Origin of the sequence: Cognatundibacterium rivi, assembly GCF_018139565.1 — a bacterium.
GTDB lineage: Bacteria > Pseudomonadota > Gammaproteobacteria > Burkholderiales > Burkholderiaceae_D > Undibacterium > Undibacterium rivi.
Genome location: NZ_JAGSPK010000001.1, coordinates 221,954 through 238,889, shown reverse-complemented (window position 1 = coordinate 238,889; position 16,936 = coordinate 221,954). Strand labels below are relative to the sequence as shown.

The 16,936-nt window shown below is 50.7% G+C and carries 15 protein-coding genes; 9 read left to right on the top strand and 6 right to left on the bottom strand.

Annotated features, from left to right (window positions below; genetic code table 11):
* Nucleotides 1–17: 17 nt before the first annotated feature.
* On the bottom strand, nt 18–770 hold the full coding sequence (locus KDM87_RS01015) for a substrate-binding periplasmic protein (RefSeq protein ID WP_212677380.1): 753 nt from the start codon (nt 768–770) through the stop codon (nt 18–20).
* 480 nt (nt 771–1,250) lie between these two features.
* Here KDM87_RS01015 and KDM87_RS01010 point away from each other — a divergent pair, with 480 nt between their 5' ends.
* Nucleotides 1,251–2,003: a hypothetical protein gene (locus KDM87_RS01010; RefSeq protein WP_212677379.1), complete on the top strand. Its 753-nt coding sequence runs from the start codon at nt 1,251–1,253 to the stop codon at nt 2,001–2,003.
* A gap of 182 nt (nt 2,004–2,185) precedes the next feature.
* Here the strand turns inward: KDM87_RS01010 and KDM87_RS01005 are convergent, their stop codons facing one another.
* Both KDM87_RS01005 and KDM87_RS01000 read right to left on the bottom strand, forming a co-directional pair.
* Complete coding sequence (locus tag KDM87_RS01005; RefSeq protein WP_212677378.1) at nt 2,186–2,518, bottom strand: hypothetical protein; 333 nt, start codon at nt 2,516–2,518, stop codon at nt 2,186–2,188.
* A gap of 280 nt (nt 2,519–2,798) precedes the next feature.
* The gene (locus tag KDM87_RS01000) at nt 2,799–3,134 is read right to left on the bottom strand and encodes a hypothetical protein (RefSeq protein WP_212677377.1); all 336 of its coding nucleotides are present in this window, start codon (nt 3,132–3,134) and stop codon (nt 2,799–2,801) included.
* Between the two features lie 270 nt (nt 3,135–3,404).
* Here KDM87_RS01000 and KDM87_RS00995 point away from each other — a divergent pair, with 270 nt between their 5' ends.
* From KDM87_RS00995 to KDM87_RS00975, 5 genes are all read left to right on the top strand, one after another.
* Entirely contained in the window at nt 3,405–3,797 is a 393-nt protein-coding gene (locus KDM87_RS00995) for an MAPEG family protein (RefSeq protein WP_212677376.1), read from the top strand.
* 27 nt (nt 3,798–3,824) lie between these two features.
* The gene (locus tag KDM87_RS00990; protein WP_212677375.1) at nt 3,825–4,076 is read left to right on the top strand and encodes a hypothetical protein; all 252 of its coding nucleotides are present in this window, start codon (nt 3,825–3,827) and stop codon (nt 4,074–4,076) included.
* A gap of 238 nt (nt 4,077–4,314) precedes the next feature.
* Entirely contained in the window at nt 4,315–4,794 is a 480-nt protein-coding gene (locus KDM87_RS00985; RefSeq protein WP_186884014.1) for a low molecular weight protein-tyrosine-phosphatase, read from the top strand.
* Nucleotides 4,795–5,081: 287 nt separating this feature from the next.
* Nucleotides 5,082–6,284 (top strand): efflux RND transporter periplasmic adaptor subunit, encoded by a 1,203-nt coding sequence (locus tag KDM87_RS00980; protein ID WP_212677374.1) that lies wholly within the window; start codon nt 5,082–5,084, stop codon nt 6,282–6,284.
* Between the two features lie 2 nt (nt 6,285–6,286).
* Entirely contained in the window at nt 6,287–9,535 is a 3,249-nt protein-coding gene (locus tag KDM87_RS00975; protein WP_212677373.1) for an efflux RND transporter permease subunit, read from the top strand.
* 98 nt (nt 9,536–9,633) lie between these two features.
* Here KDM87_RS00975 and KDM87_RS00970 read toward each other — a convergent pair whose 3' ends face one another.
* A complete protein-coding gene (locus KDM87_RS00970; protein ID WP_212677372.1) occupies nt 9,634–10,623 on the bottom strand; it encodes an LLM class flavin-dependent oxidoreductase in 990 nt (329 codons plus the stop codon).
* 292 nt (nt 10,624–10,915) lie between these two features.
* Between KDM87_RS00970 and KDM87_RS00965 the strand changes: the two genes are divergently transcribed.
* Both KDM87_RS00965 and KDM87_RS00960 read left to right on the top strand, forming a co-directional pair.
* Nucleotides 10,916–11,401 carry an arsinothricin resistance N-acetyltransferase ArsN1 family B gene (locus tag KDM87_RS00965; RefSeq protein WP_212677371.1) on the top strand — a complete coding sequence of 162 codons (486 nt, stop codon included), beginning with the start codon at nt 10,916–10,918 and terminating at the stop codon, nt 11,399–11,401.
* Nucleotides 11,402–11,516: 115 nt separating this feature from the next.
* The gene (locus tag KDM87_RS00960; protein ID WP_212677370.1) at nt 11,517–12,422 is read left to right on the top strand and encodes a DNA ligase; all 906 of its coding nucleotides are present in this window, start codon (nt 11,517–11,519) and stop codon (nt 12,420–12,422) included.
* A gap of 149 nt (nt 12,423–12,571) precedes the next feature.
* Here KDM87_RS00960 and KDM87_RS00955 read toward each other — a convergent pair whose 3' ends face one another.
* A complete protein-coding gene (locus tag KDM87_RS00955) occupies nt 12,572–13,087 on the bottom strand; it encodes a hypothetical protein (protein WP_212677369.1) in 516 nt (171 codons plus the stop codon).
* Nucleotides 13,088–13,396: 309 nt separating this feature from the next.
* Between KDM87_RS00955 and KDM87_RS00950 the strand changes: the two genes are divergently transcribed.
* The gene (locus KDM87_RS00950; RefSeq protein ID WP_212677368.1) at nt 13,397–14,338 is read left to right on the top strand and encodes a peptidylprolyl isomerase; all 942 of its coding nucleotides are present in this window, start codon (nt 13,397–13,399) and stop codon (nt 14,336–14,338) included.
* 103 nt (nt 14,339–14,441) lie between these two features.
* Here KDM87_RS00950 and KDM87_RS00945 read toward each other — a convergent pair whose 3' ends face one another.
* Complete coding sequence (locus KDM87_RS00945) at nt 14,442–16,787, bottom strand: DEAD/DEAH box helicase (RefSeq protein WP_212677367.1); 2,346 nt, start codon at nt 16,785–16,787, stop codon at nt 14,442–14,444.
* Nucleotides 16,788–16,936: the final 149 nt, after the last annotated feature.

The window sequence follows — 16,936 nt, the reverse complement described above, 5'->3', positions numbered from 1 at the left end:
GATGTTGCGAATGAAATTTAATCGAGAGCGTTTGCTTTGATGATGCGGTTTAATTCGCCGTTACGCACCAGTTTGCTGAAGGCAGTATCAATCTGTGCCATCACTTCTTTGGGAACCATTTTTCCACCCGCAATATACGCCGGGCTGGGATCCAGTATGACCGGCAACAACCGGATATTCGGATGATTTTTCGGTGAGTAGGCACCGCTCTTAAAAAAAGAATCGCGGTGATAAAAAAATCTACCGCGTCCTGCTTCCAGTTTGATCAGATTCTGTTCGGCGGTCGGTGTGCCGCTATCGAGGATCACACCCAACTGCTGCAAACGTTCTATCTCTGCATGCCCCTGCATGATCAGCACTTTGCCAGCCTTACCCAGTTTTTTCACATCATCCCAGTTATTTACGACAACAACATCACCGGCTCTGACTGCCAGCCGGTAACCCGTCGTATGTAAACCCTGTTTCAGAAACTGCATACCAGCAGCTTCACGCGATGCATTTTTTCTGGCACCACAGATAATGTCACGCCGCCCTGCGCTGAGCTCATATTCGATACGGCGAATCGGCATAGGATCGTCATCCAGCACAAAGTGCAACTGCGGATCAATCGCTTCTATCGCACGATAAACATCAACACACGGCCCTTTCCAGCCGCCTTCCGTTTTCACGTTATATGGCGCAGCACTTTCCCATATCGCTACGCGTAAATCCGTTGCAGATGCCTGCCATGCGCAAAACAATCCAAGTAAGCAAAACCCTTGTTTCTTCATACATTGAAGTCAGTCAGTGGCGATAAATATTGAACTTACATTTAACCACATCTTGACCGCATCCCCGTGCGCAAGAAACCACGATATCAGCGTTTATTTCGTTTTCAATCTGCAAGAAGAATTTTGTGATACAAGACGCCCCACAAAAAGAGAAGTTAACGTTAACAAATTCATTCGTGTCAGATATTCTTTAGTCAACCAGGATAAATCTATTGATCACTACGGTACGCAAACGCAGACTCAGATCTGCGTATCTTTGCCGGATCATTTTGACGCATTCCATTTCCACCGTTGAGTAATTTTTTCTAACATTTTATGAAGCAATATTTGTTTTCACTCCAACACAAGCTGACGCTCATATTTTTTGTGACGATACTCAGTACGAGCGGTGCGTATTCGCAAACACTGGAACAACAATCTGCCGATCTGGATAGCATTGCAAACGCCACGACAAAAACAACGTCGGCCAAAGCAGTCGCGGTGGCAAATGCTTTTGATCGCCTTATGCTGCCGTTTCTGGACGCAGAAAAAATCAAATCAACCTCGTCATCTGATTTAAACATTCTTTTTCGTGCGGCAGATATGACCGCTTTTTATAGCGAGGAAACGAAATATGTTAAATATCTGCAGCGTATTTCCGAGGTATTAGAAGAGCGCAAACTGATCACTGAAGAGCACTATAAAAAGTTATATTTCGCGTTCTTGCAAGTCAGAATGCTGAAAGAGGCAGACGCACTTCTTGCACAGCGCAGGCTATCAGTGAATGATGCTTTGCCTCCACATCGGGAAGCACCTGATGTATCCGCTCAGATGCCAACAGAATGGTTGATTGAAGCAAACAGCTTATCTTTATTACGAAGAAATGTTGACATCGATAAGGGAATAAAAATTATTGTGGCATCCAGCCCAGGATGCCATTTTTCCAGAAATGCAGTACGCGATATTTCGCAAGATCCTGCCATGATGACGGTGTTTCGTAAGTATGGAAAATGGCTGGTTCCGCAAACGCGCCACAGTTACTTTCACGATATCCAGAAGTGGAATCGTTCTTTTCCCAACTTTCAAATGACCATGGTTTATCAAAGACAGGAATGGAAAGACATTGACCATTGGGGAACGCCGACATTTTATTTTTTTAAAGATGGAAAACTCAGCAGCAAGGTTACCGGCTGGCCGGAACAGGGCAATATAAAAGAACTGAAAAATTCACTGAAAAAAATCGGATTACTTTAAGAATGAAGAAGAATTAAAACAGATGAAGTTTTTTATATCCTTCATTCGCTTCAATCTGTTAAAGAAAAAATTTTAAAAATAAATATAAAAAATTTTTATGTGAATTCCATATTTTTCACACGATGCTATTAAAAAAAACGGCGCATATCATTTGATATGCGCCGCCTTTTTTTTAATCTGAATTATTTAGCTGGAGCTGTCTTCGCTGCTTCTGCTTTGACTTCAGTTTTCACTTCTGATTTTGCATCTGCTTTAACGTCTGTCTTTGCTTCTTTTTTCGCATGTTTTACATGCTTTACTTTTTTCTCTGCGGTTGCACTCGCTGCTTTTGCTTCTACTACTGGTGCTGGTGGTGCCACTTTTGTTTCCACTTTTGTTTCCGCTTTCGTTTCGGCTTTAACTGCAGCGGCTGGCGCACTTGCTTTGGCAGAAGCAGCTGGGGCTGCTGGTGTCTGGGCGAACGCTGTACCCATTGCGAAAGTAGTTGCGATGATAGCGGCGATAACTTGTTTCATGATAGGTCCTGTTCTTTCGTTGAGTTTGTTTTGCGTAGTCAATCTACGTAAGCTAATAACGCGACCTTGCTACATTGTGTTGACAGGTTTTTTAAAAAAAATTGAAGTATTTATTTTTTTATTTTCCGATCTTCTGTCGCAGTAATTTTTATTAAAAATAATCTGCCGAATAATTTTTTCTGTACTTCATTTTCATATTTTTTCGTATAAAAAAACCGGCGCACATCAATGATGTTACGCCGGTCTTTTACCTCAATTCAGAGGCAACAAAATCAAACCATTATTTTGCTGGTGTCGCTTTTGTTGTATCTGCTTTTACTTCTGCTTTTGCATCCGTTTTAACTTCTGCATTCGCTTCTTTTTTCATGTGCTTCACATGCTTAGATTTTTTTTCTGCTGACGGTACTGAAGCTTTTGATTCTGCTGCAGCGCTGGCTGCTTTTGCCTCTGCAGCCGCTACTGGTGGCGCTACTTTTGTTTCTGCTTTCGCTTCGGCTTTAACTGCAGCGGCTGGCGCACTTGCTTTGGCAGGAGCAGCTGGGGCTGCTGGTGTCTGGGCGAACGCTGTACCCATTGCGAAAGTAGTTGCGATGATAGCGGCGATAACTTGTTTCATGATAGGTCCTGTTCTTTCGTTGAGTTTATTTTGCGTAGTCAATCTACGTAAGCCAAGAACGCAGCCCGCTTGATTTCTGTTGACACGATATTTGCCGCAGAATTGTAGCCAATTGTTACGTCGCAAAAATAAAGAGAATTTATTTCGTTGATCGATGCTGCATGTATTGATCGCATCTTATGCTGCACGCTGTGACGTTTTGCCGAAACAGGAATACTATCTGCCACGCATGCGACGTGACGAATTTAAAATTCAGAAAAAGGAAACTTCATGACTTTAGCAAACTGGTGTGTACTGACAGCATGTCTGTTACCGGTCATCACAGTGGGATTAGCAAAGGCAGGATCGGCAAAGATGAAACCGGAAGACGGTCGCTACAACAATCAGCAACCGCGCTTGTGGGCGCTGCAATTAGAGGGCTGGCGACAACGCGCGAATGCCGCGCAACAAAATGGCTGGGAAGCTCTGCCACTGTTTATCGCGGCAGTCGTTCTCGCGCAGCAAGCGCATGCAGATCAGGGACGCATTGATACGCTGGCGATGATATTTATCGGTCTGCGGCTGATCTACGTCGCGACATACCTGGCAAATATGAGCAATCTGCGCAGTCTGGTCTGGACCGCCGGGGTTGCGGTGAATATCGCAATCTTACTGATGTCTTAAACTATCTTTCAATCACAGGAACAGATAATGGATGAACAGGAATTACAGGCCACTTTATTCAGCATGTTACCAACGCCCGCGTATATTTTTGGTGCGCTTCTTTTTGGCATCATCGGCTTTGCGGCGTATCGCTACGGCAAAAAGATGGAACAGACGAAGTGTAAATGGCTGGGAATTGCGCTGATGCTCTACCCTTACCTCACCGGCAGCGATACGCGCTGGTTGTATGCGACTGGCACGATACTATGTGCGGCCTTATACATCTATCGTAACGAATAAGCAGGCTGGAGCAGACATGCTGCGATAAGCCGTAGTGATTTGCGGCATTCTTTTTCTGTGCATTCTGGCAATGTCAGAAATTTGTATCGCTGAACTACTTCCCCAATAAAGAATGGGATAAGTAAATTTATAAATCGTTGACATTTACCCGCCCGGTAAACGGTTTTTTACCTTTCCCAGCGTGTTAACATCAGTCCCCCGCTCGTTACAAATAGCAGCTATTGGCCGTTGCGCTAAGATGAACCCTCCTAAAGTTACTTCTATTCTCTTCATTTGCATGGGGAATATCTGCCGCTCTCCGACGGCGGAGGGGGTATTTCGCGCCAAAGCGAAAGCGGCGGGGATATCAGAACAATTAGTGATCGATTCCGCCGGAACACATGCGTATCACATCGGCGAACCGCCCGATGCGCGCTCACATGGTTTTGCAGTTAAACGAGGATTTGATTTGTCACAGCAACGGGCGCGCCAGATAAAAGCGGAAGACTTCGTTAACTTCGATCTGCTGCTGGCGATGGATAAAAGTAATCTCGCTCTACTGCAGGCGGCGTGTCCTGAACCCTATCAGCATAAGCTGGATCTGTTAATGCATTACGCCCAGCATACTCAGGCGGAAGAAGTGCCCGACCCGTATTACGGCGGCGTCAGCGGCTTTGATCTGGTGCTGGATTACATTGAAGACGCATCCGAAGGATTGGTTGCCCGTTTGCAAAAGTAAGCCGCAAAGACCTTTACACTGACGGGTCGACACAAATAACCTGTTGTACGGATATTCCGCACATTCCGGGCACAGCATCACTGCATAGTAAGTACTCTCGTCTGTCCCAAATCCATCGCTGGTATTCCACGTTGCTGCATCCCTGAATGCATTTCATCCCCTGAAATTAGCATTTCATCCATCAAAAATGGCAACTTAAATCCTTGCCCCTTGTCCAAGCACGGCGACTTCGGAATACTTCCGGTTCAGTATCATCCCGTCCCTCTCACTTGCGCAAGAGACCTCTCATGTTACGAAAAACACTTATTGTCCTCGCTATTGCCTCAACGCTCACCGCTTGCAGCAATAAAGAAGCAGATAAACCAAAAAATGCAGCTTCTGCCAGCAGCGCCACAAGCAAAGCAGAAAAGCAGGATACCGCGGCAGCGCCGAAACTGATCATCGCTCCGGAAGACATCATGAAGGTGCAAAGCAACGCACTGGCATCCGGCCCGGTCGTTACCGGTTCAATACAGCCTGAACGTAAAGCAGATCTGCGAGCAGAAGTGTCCACGATCGTGCTGCAGGTACTGAAAGAGAACGGGGATGTCGTCAAGCGCGGAGACGTACTGGTCAGACTCGATGAAACTTCGATCCGGGAAAATCTGAATTCAGCCGAAGACAATGCGCGCAGCGCAGCGCTCGCACTGGATCAGGCAGATCGCGCCCTGCAGCGTCTGAAAACTTTACGCGCCTCAGGAATGACTTCATTACAGGCACTCGACGAGGCGGAAGTCAAAGTCAACGCGGCACGCAGCGAATTATCCGCGTCCCGTGCCCGTGCAAGTACCGCGCGCCAGCAATTGCAACGCACAATCGTGCGGGCACCGTTTGACGGTGTCGTCAGCGAGCGCAAAGTCTCTGCCGGTGACACCGCAGCGGTTGGAAAAGAATTGGTCAAAGTCATCGATCCGACCAGCATGCGTTTTACCGGGCGCGTCTCGGCGGACAAAATTGCCCAGGTCAGAATCGGTCAACCGGTCAGCTTCCGCATCAATGGTTATGGTGGCCAGGAATTCCGCGGCAAAGTAACTCGTGTTGACCCGGCGGCGAACGATGTCACGCGTCAGGTGGAAGTGCTGGTGGCATTTGCCGACAGTAATCAGCCGCGCGTATCAGGCCTGTACGCCGAAGGCAATATCGAATCTACGACAGTAAATGCCCTCACGCTACCAGAAGGCGCATTAGTGAAAGCAGGAGATAAATCCTATGCCTGGCGCATCAATGGAAAAACCCTGAAACGGGTTGATCTGAATATAGGAAAACGCGATCAACGCTCTGGTCACTACGAAGTGCGCAGTGGGCTGGCTGAGGGTGATGTCGTGATGCGCAGCCCGAATTCCAGCTTCAGAGACGGACAGGCAATCGAAATGGCAGCAACACCAAAAGTCGATGTGGCGATCGGTGCGAATCTGCCGGCATCGACCACTATCGCCAGCGGAGGCAACTGATTATGTTTTTATCTGATTTCAGTATCAAGCGACCGATCGCCACCATCGTGATGATCATCGCCCTGATGGCACTGGGTTTGCTGGCACTCAGCAAATTGCGGGTCAATCAGAATCCGGACGTTGAAGTTCCCGGCTTATCGGTCATCATCACTTATCCCGGCGCTTCGCCAGATACGGCAGAACGGGAGATTATCAACCGTCTCGAAAAGTCACTGCAAAGTGTACAGGGTGTGAAAGCCCTGTATTCGTCGGCAAACGAGGGCTTTGCTGAATTCGACATTGAGTTCGTGTTCAAAAAGAACATGATCGAAGCCAGTGATGACGTGCGCAATGTGATTTCTGCGGTGCGCTACAAAATGCCGACGGAGATGCGGGAGCCTGTTATCAAACGCTGGGATCCATCGGCCCAACCCATCATCAACATGGCGCTGTCATCAAGCAAACTGAGTCATGCCGAAATTTCTCGGATGGCGGAAGATCTGCTGGCAGATAAATTCCGCGCCGTTCCCGGTGTTGCCACAGTAGTTGTGAATGGCTCGCTGAAACGCGAATTATCGGTTTTACTCCGTGCTGAAAAGCTGCGCGAATTTAACGTGTCCGTCGGCGAAGTCGTCAATGCCCTACGCAATCAGAATACCAACGCACCGGTCGGAAAAATTCGCGGCAAGCTGGATGAAGAGAGCATACGTCTGGTCGGACGCATCGAATCGCCAGAAGAATTTCAGGGCATCGTCGTGAAACGGAATGGCGATCAGATCGTGCGTCTTGCGCAGGTCGCCACTATTGAAGACAGCTTTGCCGACATCAATGGTTTAAGCATACGCAGCGGCAAACCGAATGTGGGTATGCAAATCACGAAATCGCGCGAAGCAAGCACGGTCAGCGTTGCGACCGCCGTGCGCGAAATGGTGAAAGAAATCAATACTGGTTTCGAAAAAGATCAGCCGGGCACCAAGCTTGAAATCACGCGCGATGGCGGTAAAGACGCACAGAACAGCCTGAATAATGTGATTGAATCGCTGGTACTCGGTGCCGGTCTGACGATTTTTGTGGTGTATGCCTTCCTGAACTCTTGGCGCTCCACACTAATTACGGCACTCAGCTTACCAACCTCGGTGGTTGCGGCCTTTATCGCGGTATGGTTGTGTGGCTTCACCTTGAATTTCATGACCCTGCTTGGTCTGTCACTCGCGATTGGCGTGCTGATCGATGATGCGATCGTGGTTCGTGAAAACATCGTGCGGCACATGCAAATGGGCTCAGACCGCCGCACTGCGGCGCTGGAAGGCACAGCAGAAATCGGTCTGGCAGTGGCAGCAACGACGTTTTCGATTATTGCGGTATTTATTCCGGTCGCCTTTATGCCGGGGATGCCAGGTGAATGGTTCCGGCCGTTCGCGCTGACGGTAACCTGCTCGGTACTGGTCAGTCTGGGTATTTCATTCACGCTGGATCCGATGTTGTCGGCTTACTGGGGCGATCCGCCAGATCATCACACCGCGCCGAAAAAAGGTTTGGGAAAAATACTGGAACGTTTCAATAACTGGTTTGATCATCAGGCTGACCGTTATGGCCGGGTGATTGCCTGGGCGTTACATCATCGCCGCTGGATGGGGACGATTGCGCTGGTCAGCCTGATTACGGCTCTCGGTCTGCAAATCAAATGGGGCGGCACCAGCTTTTTGCCGACCGCCGATTCCGGCAACCTGATGATAGAAGTGCGCACACCGGCTTCGTCTTCTCTGGAATATGCGCGCCTGAAAATGGAAAGAGCAGCCGCCATTGCACGCACAATCTCTGAGACCAAAGACACTAACAGCAATATCACACCGTCGGGTGGCCGTATCTATGTCGACATCGGTAAGCGGACTGAACGCAAACGCAGCGCCAAAGAAATTGCCGTTGAATTGCGAAATAAAATCAAACCATTAGTCGGTGCTGAATACACGGTTCTGGATGATCTGAACAACGGTGCCCGCAAACCGGTACAGATAGAATTTACCGGCCCGGATTCACGCAAGCTGCTGGAAATTACCAGTGCTTACATGGAAAAACTGCAGAACGTGCCGGGCGCGGTCGATATCGGCTTGTCTCAGCAAGATCCGAAAAAAGAACTGAAGATAGAACTGAACCGCGGTCTGGCAAATTCTATGGGCATTTCTTCGAATGATGCAGCACAGGCTTTGCGCGTTGCATTTGCCGGTATCGAAGTCGGTGACTGGGTCGATCCTACCGGTGAAACCCGTGACGTTGCGGTGCGCCTGCATCCGGATGACCGTGTCAGCAAGGAAAACATCGAACGCCTGCCGATCGCCATCACCGGAACTAACCAGATGGTGCCGCTGGATCAGATCGCCAGCATCAGCATGGGCAAAGGGCCATCGGGTATTGAGCACAGCAACGGCAAGCGCACGATCACCGTTTCTGCCAATGCACAGGGTCGCTCGAATGGTGAAGTGATTGCCGATGCCAAGAAACTGGCGGAGTCGTTTAACTATCCGCCAGGCTACGGTCTGAACATTACCGGCTCGGGTCAGGATCAGGAAGAAGTGTTCGGCGCGATGATGATTGCATTGTTGTCCGGTATCGGTCTGATGTATCTGATTCTGGTAATGCAGTTCGGCTCATTCACTGCGCCGCTGGGAGTGATGCTGTCGCTGCCTTTATCGCTGATCGGCGTCGTTCTGGCCTTGTTGATCACCGGAAGCACAATCAATCTGATGAGTCTGATCGGCGTCATCATGCTGATGGGTCTGGTGGCGAAAAATGCGATTCTGTTGCTCGATGCGGCACGTAAAAATGAAGCAGAAGGCATGAACCGCGAAGAAGCGCTGATGCAGGCGGGCCGCGTGCGTCTGCGTCCGATTCTGATGACAACGTTTGCGCTGATCGCTGGCATGATGCCGGTCGCACTGGGGCTGGGTGAAGGCGGTGAATTTTACCGTCCGCTGGCGATCGCCATTATCGGCGGCACCATCACCTCAACCTTGCTGACCTTGTTGGTCGTACCGACTTTCTACGACAGCATAGAAATTGCGAAAGATCGCATGATGGACAAAATGCATGCGCGTGGCACCCGTTATCATCCGTCGCTGGCATTTATCGTCACCATGCTGGAAGCATTTTTCACGCTGACCTTTGTCCGCCTGATTTATCGCAGCCTGCTGAAGTTGTGGCGGCTGATCAGTGGGCGCAAAAGCAGCACAGGCATTGTCGCAACCAGCCTGTCAGGTGCAGATCAGATGAAATAAAGGGCAAGCCGCAACAGTTATCCCCGATGCTGGGGCTTTCTCCTAAGTATCCTCCAGCATTTTTTACAGCCTGCCAACCGAAAATTGGCAGGCTTTTTTTATGTCAAGGCAGAACTTATTTTTGCCACGATTTCATACGAATGCAGGCGTGCCTGATGCTCAAAAATATTCGAGGCGATCATCAGTTCATCAGCACCGGTGCGGGCAATGAAATCGCGCATCTGCTGGGTTACCGTCGCTGGCGAACCGATGGCTGAACAGGCCAGAATCTGGTTCAGCAATGCGCGCTCGCCTTCACCCAGTTGTTGCATGAAATTTTCTACTGGCGGTGGAATTTTCGCCGGCCTGCCACTGCGTAAATTCACGAAAGCCTGCTGCGCCGAGCTTGCCAGCAAATGCGCCTGGTCATCGGTATCGGCGGCAAATACATTGAATCCCAGCATCACATACGGCTTTGCCAGATACGCTGATGGCCGGAACGTGGCACGATAAATCTCCACTGCCTGCATCATCTGCTGCGGCGCGAAATGCGACGCAAACGCATACGGCAAGCCCATTGCTGCCGCCAGTTGCGCACCGTATAAGCTGGAGCCGAGTATCCACACCGGCACATGCAAGCCCGCTCCCGGTACCGCTTTCACGGCAGAGTGAGGCTCATCAGAAAAATAATCGAGTAATTCCGCGACATCCTGCGGAAATTCATCAGCATCGGAACTCAGGTGTCGCCGCAACGCCCGTGCAGTGCGCTGATCGGAACCCGGCGCACGACCCAGACCAAGATCAATGCGACCCGGAAACAGCGATTCCAGCGTACCGAATTGTTCGGCAATCACTAAAGGTGAGTGATTCGGCAGCATGATGCCGCCAGCGCCGACGCGGATGCTCCGCGTCCCGCCAGCTACGTGCGCAATGAGGACAGCCGTGGCAGCACTGGCAATGCCAGGCATGCCGTGATGCTCTGCCAGCCAGAAACGGTGATACGCCCAGCGTTCGGCGTGTTGCGCCAGATCGAGCGAATTTTTAAAGGATTGCGCGGGTTCTGTCCCTTGTGCAATCGGGGAAAGATCAAGAATAGAAAGTAGAGCCATATCGTCTGCCTGTGATGCAAAGCTTGTGGCGGGCGATTCCCGGACTCAGACAAGCAATGCTTGGGATGCCTATTATCAGCGAAGTCTGTTTTGCCTGCAGCGAGCGGCCGGAACAACGATAACAAAGAATAAATATGATGCAAAAGCCACAAGACAAAATGATAAATAAATATCATAATCAATTCGAATTTTGAGGCTTTTGCGAATAAGGATGAGAAACATGAATAAGCCCCTATGTTTCTTTCTCCAATAAGAATCCCTGCCGCACATTGATTTTGTTAAAGGATGAATTGTGATCCGTTTAGCCAACGCTGACGACGCCGCTGCAATCTGCGCCATTTATAACCGCTACGTTCTGAACACGACCATCAGCTTTGAAGACACCACCGTGCGCGCACCGGCGATGGCGGAACGTATCAGTGCCGTATTTGCAGCGGGTTTGCCATGGTATGTCTGCGAGGAAGATGGCGTCATTCTGGGTTACGCTTATGCCAGCCCTTGGCGAACCCGCCATGCTTATCGGTTTTCGGTTGAAATATCCGCTTACGTCAGCCCCGAACGCAAACTCAGCGGCATAGGCTCACAACTGTACGCGCATCTGATCGACGATCTGCAGCAGCGTGGCATGCATTCGGTCATTGCGGGTATTTCCCTGCCGAATCCGGCCAGCGTGGCGCTGCATGAAAAATTTGGCATGACAAAGGTCGCTCACTTCAAGGAAGTCGGCTTTAAGTTTGGTCGCTGGATTGATGTCGGTTATTGGGAAAAGCAGCTATGAAGCGATGAATAAAGGCGAATCAGCCCAATGGTGACGCTGCACTCTGATCAGTACTCTGTATCCGTTCTCAGTCCTCTCTTTTTTCACTGGTGATTCATTCGACAGAAAGCTCATTATGCGTTGCAATCCTTTGCCTCCACGCTTGCCCCTGCCGCGCTTACGCGCGCTCGTTCTGAGCCTGTGCCTCGCCGGTGTCGTTACACCACTGGCATTGCTGCCAAGTAGCACCATCGCAGCCACTGACATCGAGGCACCAGCGATACTGCTGGCACGCAATTACCATGCGAAGGTGAATCCGGCGGCATATCTGGTCAGTGAAAAGCTCGATGGTGTGCGCGCAATATGGGATGGTAAGCAGTTGCGTTTCCGCAGTGGCCGCCTGATACAGGCACCTGCATGGTTCATCGCCGGCCTGCCGACACATCCGCTGGATGGTGAATTATGGATGGGGCGACGCCGTTTTGAAGCCTTGTCAGCAGCAGTCCGGCGACAGCTCCCGGACGAGGCCGAATGGCGGCAAATCAGCTATCAGATTTATGAACTACCCGAAGCACAGGGTAGTTTCAGCGAACGTCTGGTGACGCTCAGAAATAGCGTCGCACGCAGTCAGGTGCCCTGGTTGCAGGTATTGCCGCAGCAGCGCGTCAGCGACCACACCGAACTGCAGGCGCTGTTGAAAAAAATCGTCAGTGAGGGAGCGGAAGGCCTGATGCTGCATCAGGCGGATGCGGTCTGGCAGACCGGCCGCTCGGATGTGCTGCTGAAACTGAAATTGCATCTGGATGCGGAAGCGGTGGTCATCGGCCACGAACCGGGGCGTGGAAAATATCAGGGTTTACTCGGTGCCTTGCTGGTGCAAACGCCGGAAGGTCAACGCTTCCGGCTCGGTAGCGGTCTGAGCGACGCGCAACGGCAATCACCGCCCGCCATCGGCAGCACGGTCACCTATCGTTACCGCGATCTGAGTGCAAATGGCATACCGAAATTTGCGACCTTCCTGCGCGTCAGGGAGAGTGAATAAGCATTCAACGTAAAATCAAACATAAAATCAAACCTCAGATCAAACTCCTTGATCAATAAGGCTTACAGCCGCTTTTACGCCTGCAGGCCTTATTTTATGCGGACATGCATTCAGGGGAAAATACAAAGCCACAAAAATCGCTGCAAAAATCAGTTGTAAGGCTGCGTTTCATGTAAAGAACAGGCTTGTACTTTCGCGCCAAAAAAATTCGCCTGCAACTGAAATGCCTGCAAGATTCTTTGTCTGCCAGCAGCATCGGCGGGCAAGGCAAACACTACTTTTAAGAACTGCTGTTCAGTACCGCTGACGGTTTTGCCAATATCCGCGGCGAGCAAATCCTGTTCCAGTAAAGCCTGTGGCACGGGCGGCACGACTTCCTGTACAGCGCGCATCGCCGCCAGCACTTCCGCTTCTGTCACCGTCAACGCGTCATCCGTGGTCTGAAATTTTTTGACACCGCCGATATTCACCGCAACGCCGCCTGTCACTTCAAATTCTGTCGGTGAAATGCGCTCGTAATGAAAGGCCTCCCAACCCGGCACGCCGCGCTTGCGCTGCGCAACTTGTGCCATCGCCGCTGCTGCGGTACCGCCGCCATTAATCATGCCGACCGGCAGCATTTCGGCGAGATTGTCAGGAACCGTATCTTTGCTGGTATCGCTCATGGTGCATGCTCACTGTATAGAATCAGCTTGCATTGTATGCTGCCTGTCGCGCAGTTGGAAAACAATACACCTTGAAATGGACGTATTTATCTGCATTTCTGTGCCGTTGGCAGAACATTGCTCAAAGAAGAAAATCCTGAGGAAGTCATGAAAAATGAATAACTAACAGCTCGTCCCGCATTGCGGGTAAAATTCAGCGGCAATTTTATTTTGGAAGCATCAGACATTATCGTCTGCTGCAAAATCGTGACTAAGTTGCATCGCAGCTGAAACGAATTTCAACCGCAGTTCACATTTAAGGAAATTTTCATGTCGATCAAATCCCGTGTAGTTTTGGGTAGCGCTATCGCTCTGTTCGCACTCAGCGCTTGTAATGATAAGGATAAAGCCGCTTCAGCGTCAGCCCCGGCTTCTGCCGCTGCGGAAAGCAAAGAAGCAGTCGCCGCGACTGTGAATGGCACGCCTATCAGCAAAAAACAATTGGATCAGATCATGCAGCAGCAGGCAGCGCAAGGCATGCCGGATAATCAAGAAACACGCAAAATGGTGATCGACCAACTGGCAATGCAAATTCTGGTCGCGCAGGAAGCAACGAACAAAGGTCTGGATAAAGTACCTGAAGTCAAAGAACAACTGGACATGGCGCGTTTGTCTATCCTCGCCAATTCCTACGTTAAAGACTACATGAAAACCGCGACCGTCAGCGATGAAGCACTGAAAGCGGAATACGATAAATTCAAAACTACGGCCGGCGGCACAGAATTTAAAGCGCGCCATATTCTGGTCGCCAGCGAAGAAGAAGCCAAAGACATCATCGCCAAAATCAAGAAAGACGTGAAAGCATTCGACGGTCTGGCAAAAGCAAAATCACAAGACCCTGGTTCCAAAGCGAAAGGCGGCGATCTGGGCTGGTTTAATCCACGCAGCATGGTGCCGGAATTCGGCGAAGCCGTTGCGAAACTGGAAAAAGGCAAGTTCACTGAAACGCCAGTCAAATCGCAATTCGGCTACCACGTCATTATTCTCGACGACAGCCGCCCATTGGCTGTACCAGCTCTGGAAGACGTGAAGGGTGCGCTGACACAGCAATTGCAACAGCAAAACCTGAAAAAGACTTTTGACGATCTGAAAGCCAAAGCAAAAATTGAAATCACCGCTGTCGTACCAGCCGCTCCGGCTTCCGCTGCGGCAGCAAGCCCTGCTGCAACGCCAGCGCCTGTTGCAGCACCAGCAGAAGCAGCAAAAAAATAATTGCGACACTCTGCTCAGCGATAAAAAAAACCGCCATTGTGGCGGTTTTTTTTATGCTTTCATCCCGTAATAATAACGGGATTATTACGCTTATTCAGCTGACTTATTTACCCGACTTACGGCGCGTGGTACCGCTGTCTTTATCAAACTTCGATGGACGACGTTCACCGGGTTTAGCCGATTTAAAACCTGGTTTGCCATGCGCTTTTTCCGCAACGCGACGATCGCCGCCACCACGTTTCTGACCGGCAGGGAAGTCTGCCGCGATACCGCCGCTGGATGGGCCGACTGCGCTGATACGTATTTGTTTACCGGCGACCCAGACATCCTTGAGCTGCTGCAATAATTCCTTAGGCATGCCATCCGGCAGATCCAGTGTGCTGTGATCGTCGAAAATAGCAATGCGACCGATGTATTTCGCTTCCAGCCCCGCTTCGTTAGCAATCGCGCCGACGATATTCGCTGGCGTGACGGCATCCGCCTTGCCGACTTCAATACGATAAGTCTGCATAGGAATGCTGACTTTTTCCTTGTCTTTTTTCGATTTAGCCGGACGTGGTTCGTCGTCTTCTTTGCTAGTAAAAGCACGATCGACCACCTGATTCAAACGGCTGCCGGGTGCGCTGTCAACGATACGCGGTGCGCGCTCAGCACGCGGTTCGGCACGAGTTTCAGCACGTGCAGGGCGTGCGGCAGGTGCAGCGGCGGCACCCGCTTTTTCGGCACTGATACGCAAAGACTGACCGGCCACCCGCACAGACTTCAGATGATCCAGCATGTCTGCTGGCAAATTATCAGGCAGATCGAGAATCGTGTAATCGTCGTAAATATCGATGCGGCCAATAAATTTCGATTCGATATTCGCTTCGTTCGCAATCGCACCAACGATATTACCGGGCTTTACACCATGCTCATGGCCAACCGCGATGCGGTAGGTTTGCATGCCAGGTTCGGCAACGCGCGGGCTATGTTCGCGACGTGAACCACGGTCTTCACGCTCAAATCTGTCGCCACGGTCGCCGCGCTCGCCACGATCACCACGATCACGTGAAGGACGCTCACCGCGATCGCTGCGAGCTGGGCGTTCATCACGCCAGCTATCATCGTTTTTAACTTCACGACGATTTTTATCCAGCAGCAATGGTTCATCGCCGCGCGCCATTTTTGCTAAGGCAGCTGCGATTTCGATGGCAGGAATATTGTGTTCCTGTTCGTAAGCTTCGATCAGCGAAGTGAATTCTTGCAAGCCATCCTGCGCCAATGTCGCAGTGATCTGATCTTTGAAGCGGGCGATACGGACATCGTTCACAGTCTGTATCGTCGGCAATTCCAATGGTGACACTGGCTGGCGGGTCGCACGTTCTATCGCTTTCAGCAGATTTTTCTCACGCGGTGTAATGAACAGTATCGCTTCACCGCTGCGTCCCGCACGACCGGTACGGCCGATACGGTGCGTATAGCTTTCAGGGTCATACGGTACATCGTAGTTGATGACGTGGCTGATACGTTCTACGTCCAGACCACGTGCGGCAACGTCAGTCGCTACCAGAATATCGATCTTGCCGTCTTTCAGTTGCTGGATTGTGCGTTCACGTTGCTGCTGATTGATGTCGCCATTGATCGCAGCCACAGAAAAGCCTCTGGCATCGAGTTTGGCGGCGAGTTCTTCGGTGCCGAGTTTGGTACGCGCGAAGATGATCATGCCGTCAAAGGTTTCAGCTTCAAGAATACGGGTTAAGGCATCCAGTTTATGCATACCGGATACCAGCCAGTAACGCTGGCGGATATTGTCGGCGGTGCCGGTTTTAGCTGCAATCGTGACTTCGGCAGGCTTGTTCAGATAAGTCTGGGCAATGCGTTTGATGGCCGATGGCATCGTTGCCGAAAACAAGGCAGTCTGACGATTTTCCGGTGTTTCCTGCAGAATGCGTTCGACGTCATCGATAAAGCCCATACGCAGCATTTCATCGGCTTCATCAAGCACCAGCGTTTTGAGCGCAGATAAATCGAGTGAGCCTTTGTCGAGGTGATCAATCACGCGACCCGGCGTACCGACAACCACGTGCACACCACGGCGCAGTGCCGACAATTGCGGGCCATAGCTTTGTCCGCCATAAATTGGCAACACGTGAAAGCCGGGAATATGGCGCGCATAGGTCTGGAATGCTTCGGCAACCTGAATCGCCAGCTCGCGGGTTGGTGCCAGCACCAGTGCTTGCGGTGTGGTCTGACGAATATCGATACGCGACAGAATAGGCAAGGCAAATGAGGCCGTTTTACCGGTGCCGGTTTGCGCCTGCCCGAGGACATCGCGGTTATCCATCAGGTAAGGGATGGTCGCCGCCTGAATAGGTGACGGGGTTTCGTAGCCGACATCTTGCAAGGCGCGCAGCAAAGGCGCACTCAGTTGCAGATCGGAAAAAGAGATGGGGGAAGTAGATTCAGACATGCGATGCTCGCTTATTTCACTCATATCGCAGGATGCGACTAGATTTGGGGCGTAGTTTACCCTGTTGTCATCCACTCAGGGAGAAACCACGGGCAATTTTGCACATTTTTTAAGCAAAGCGAAGATAAAAAGCTAAGCACTGATGACAG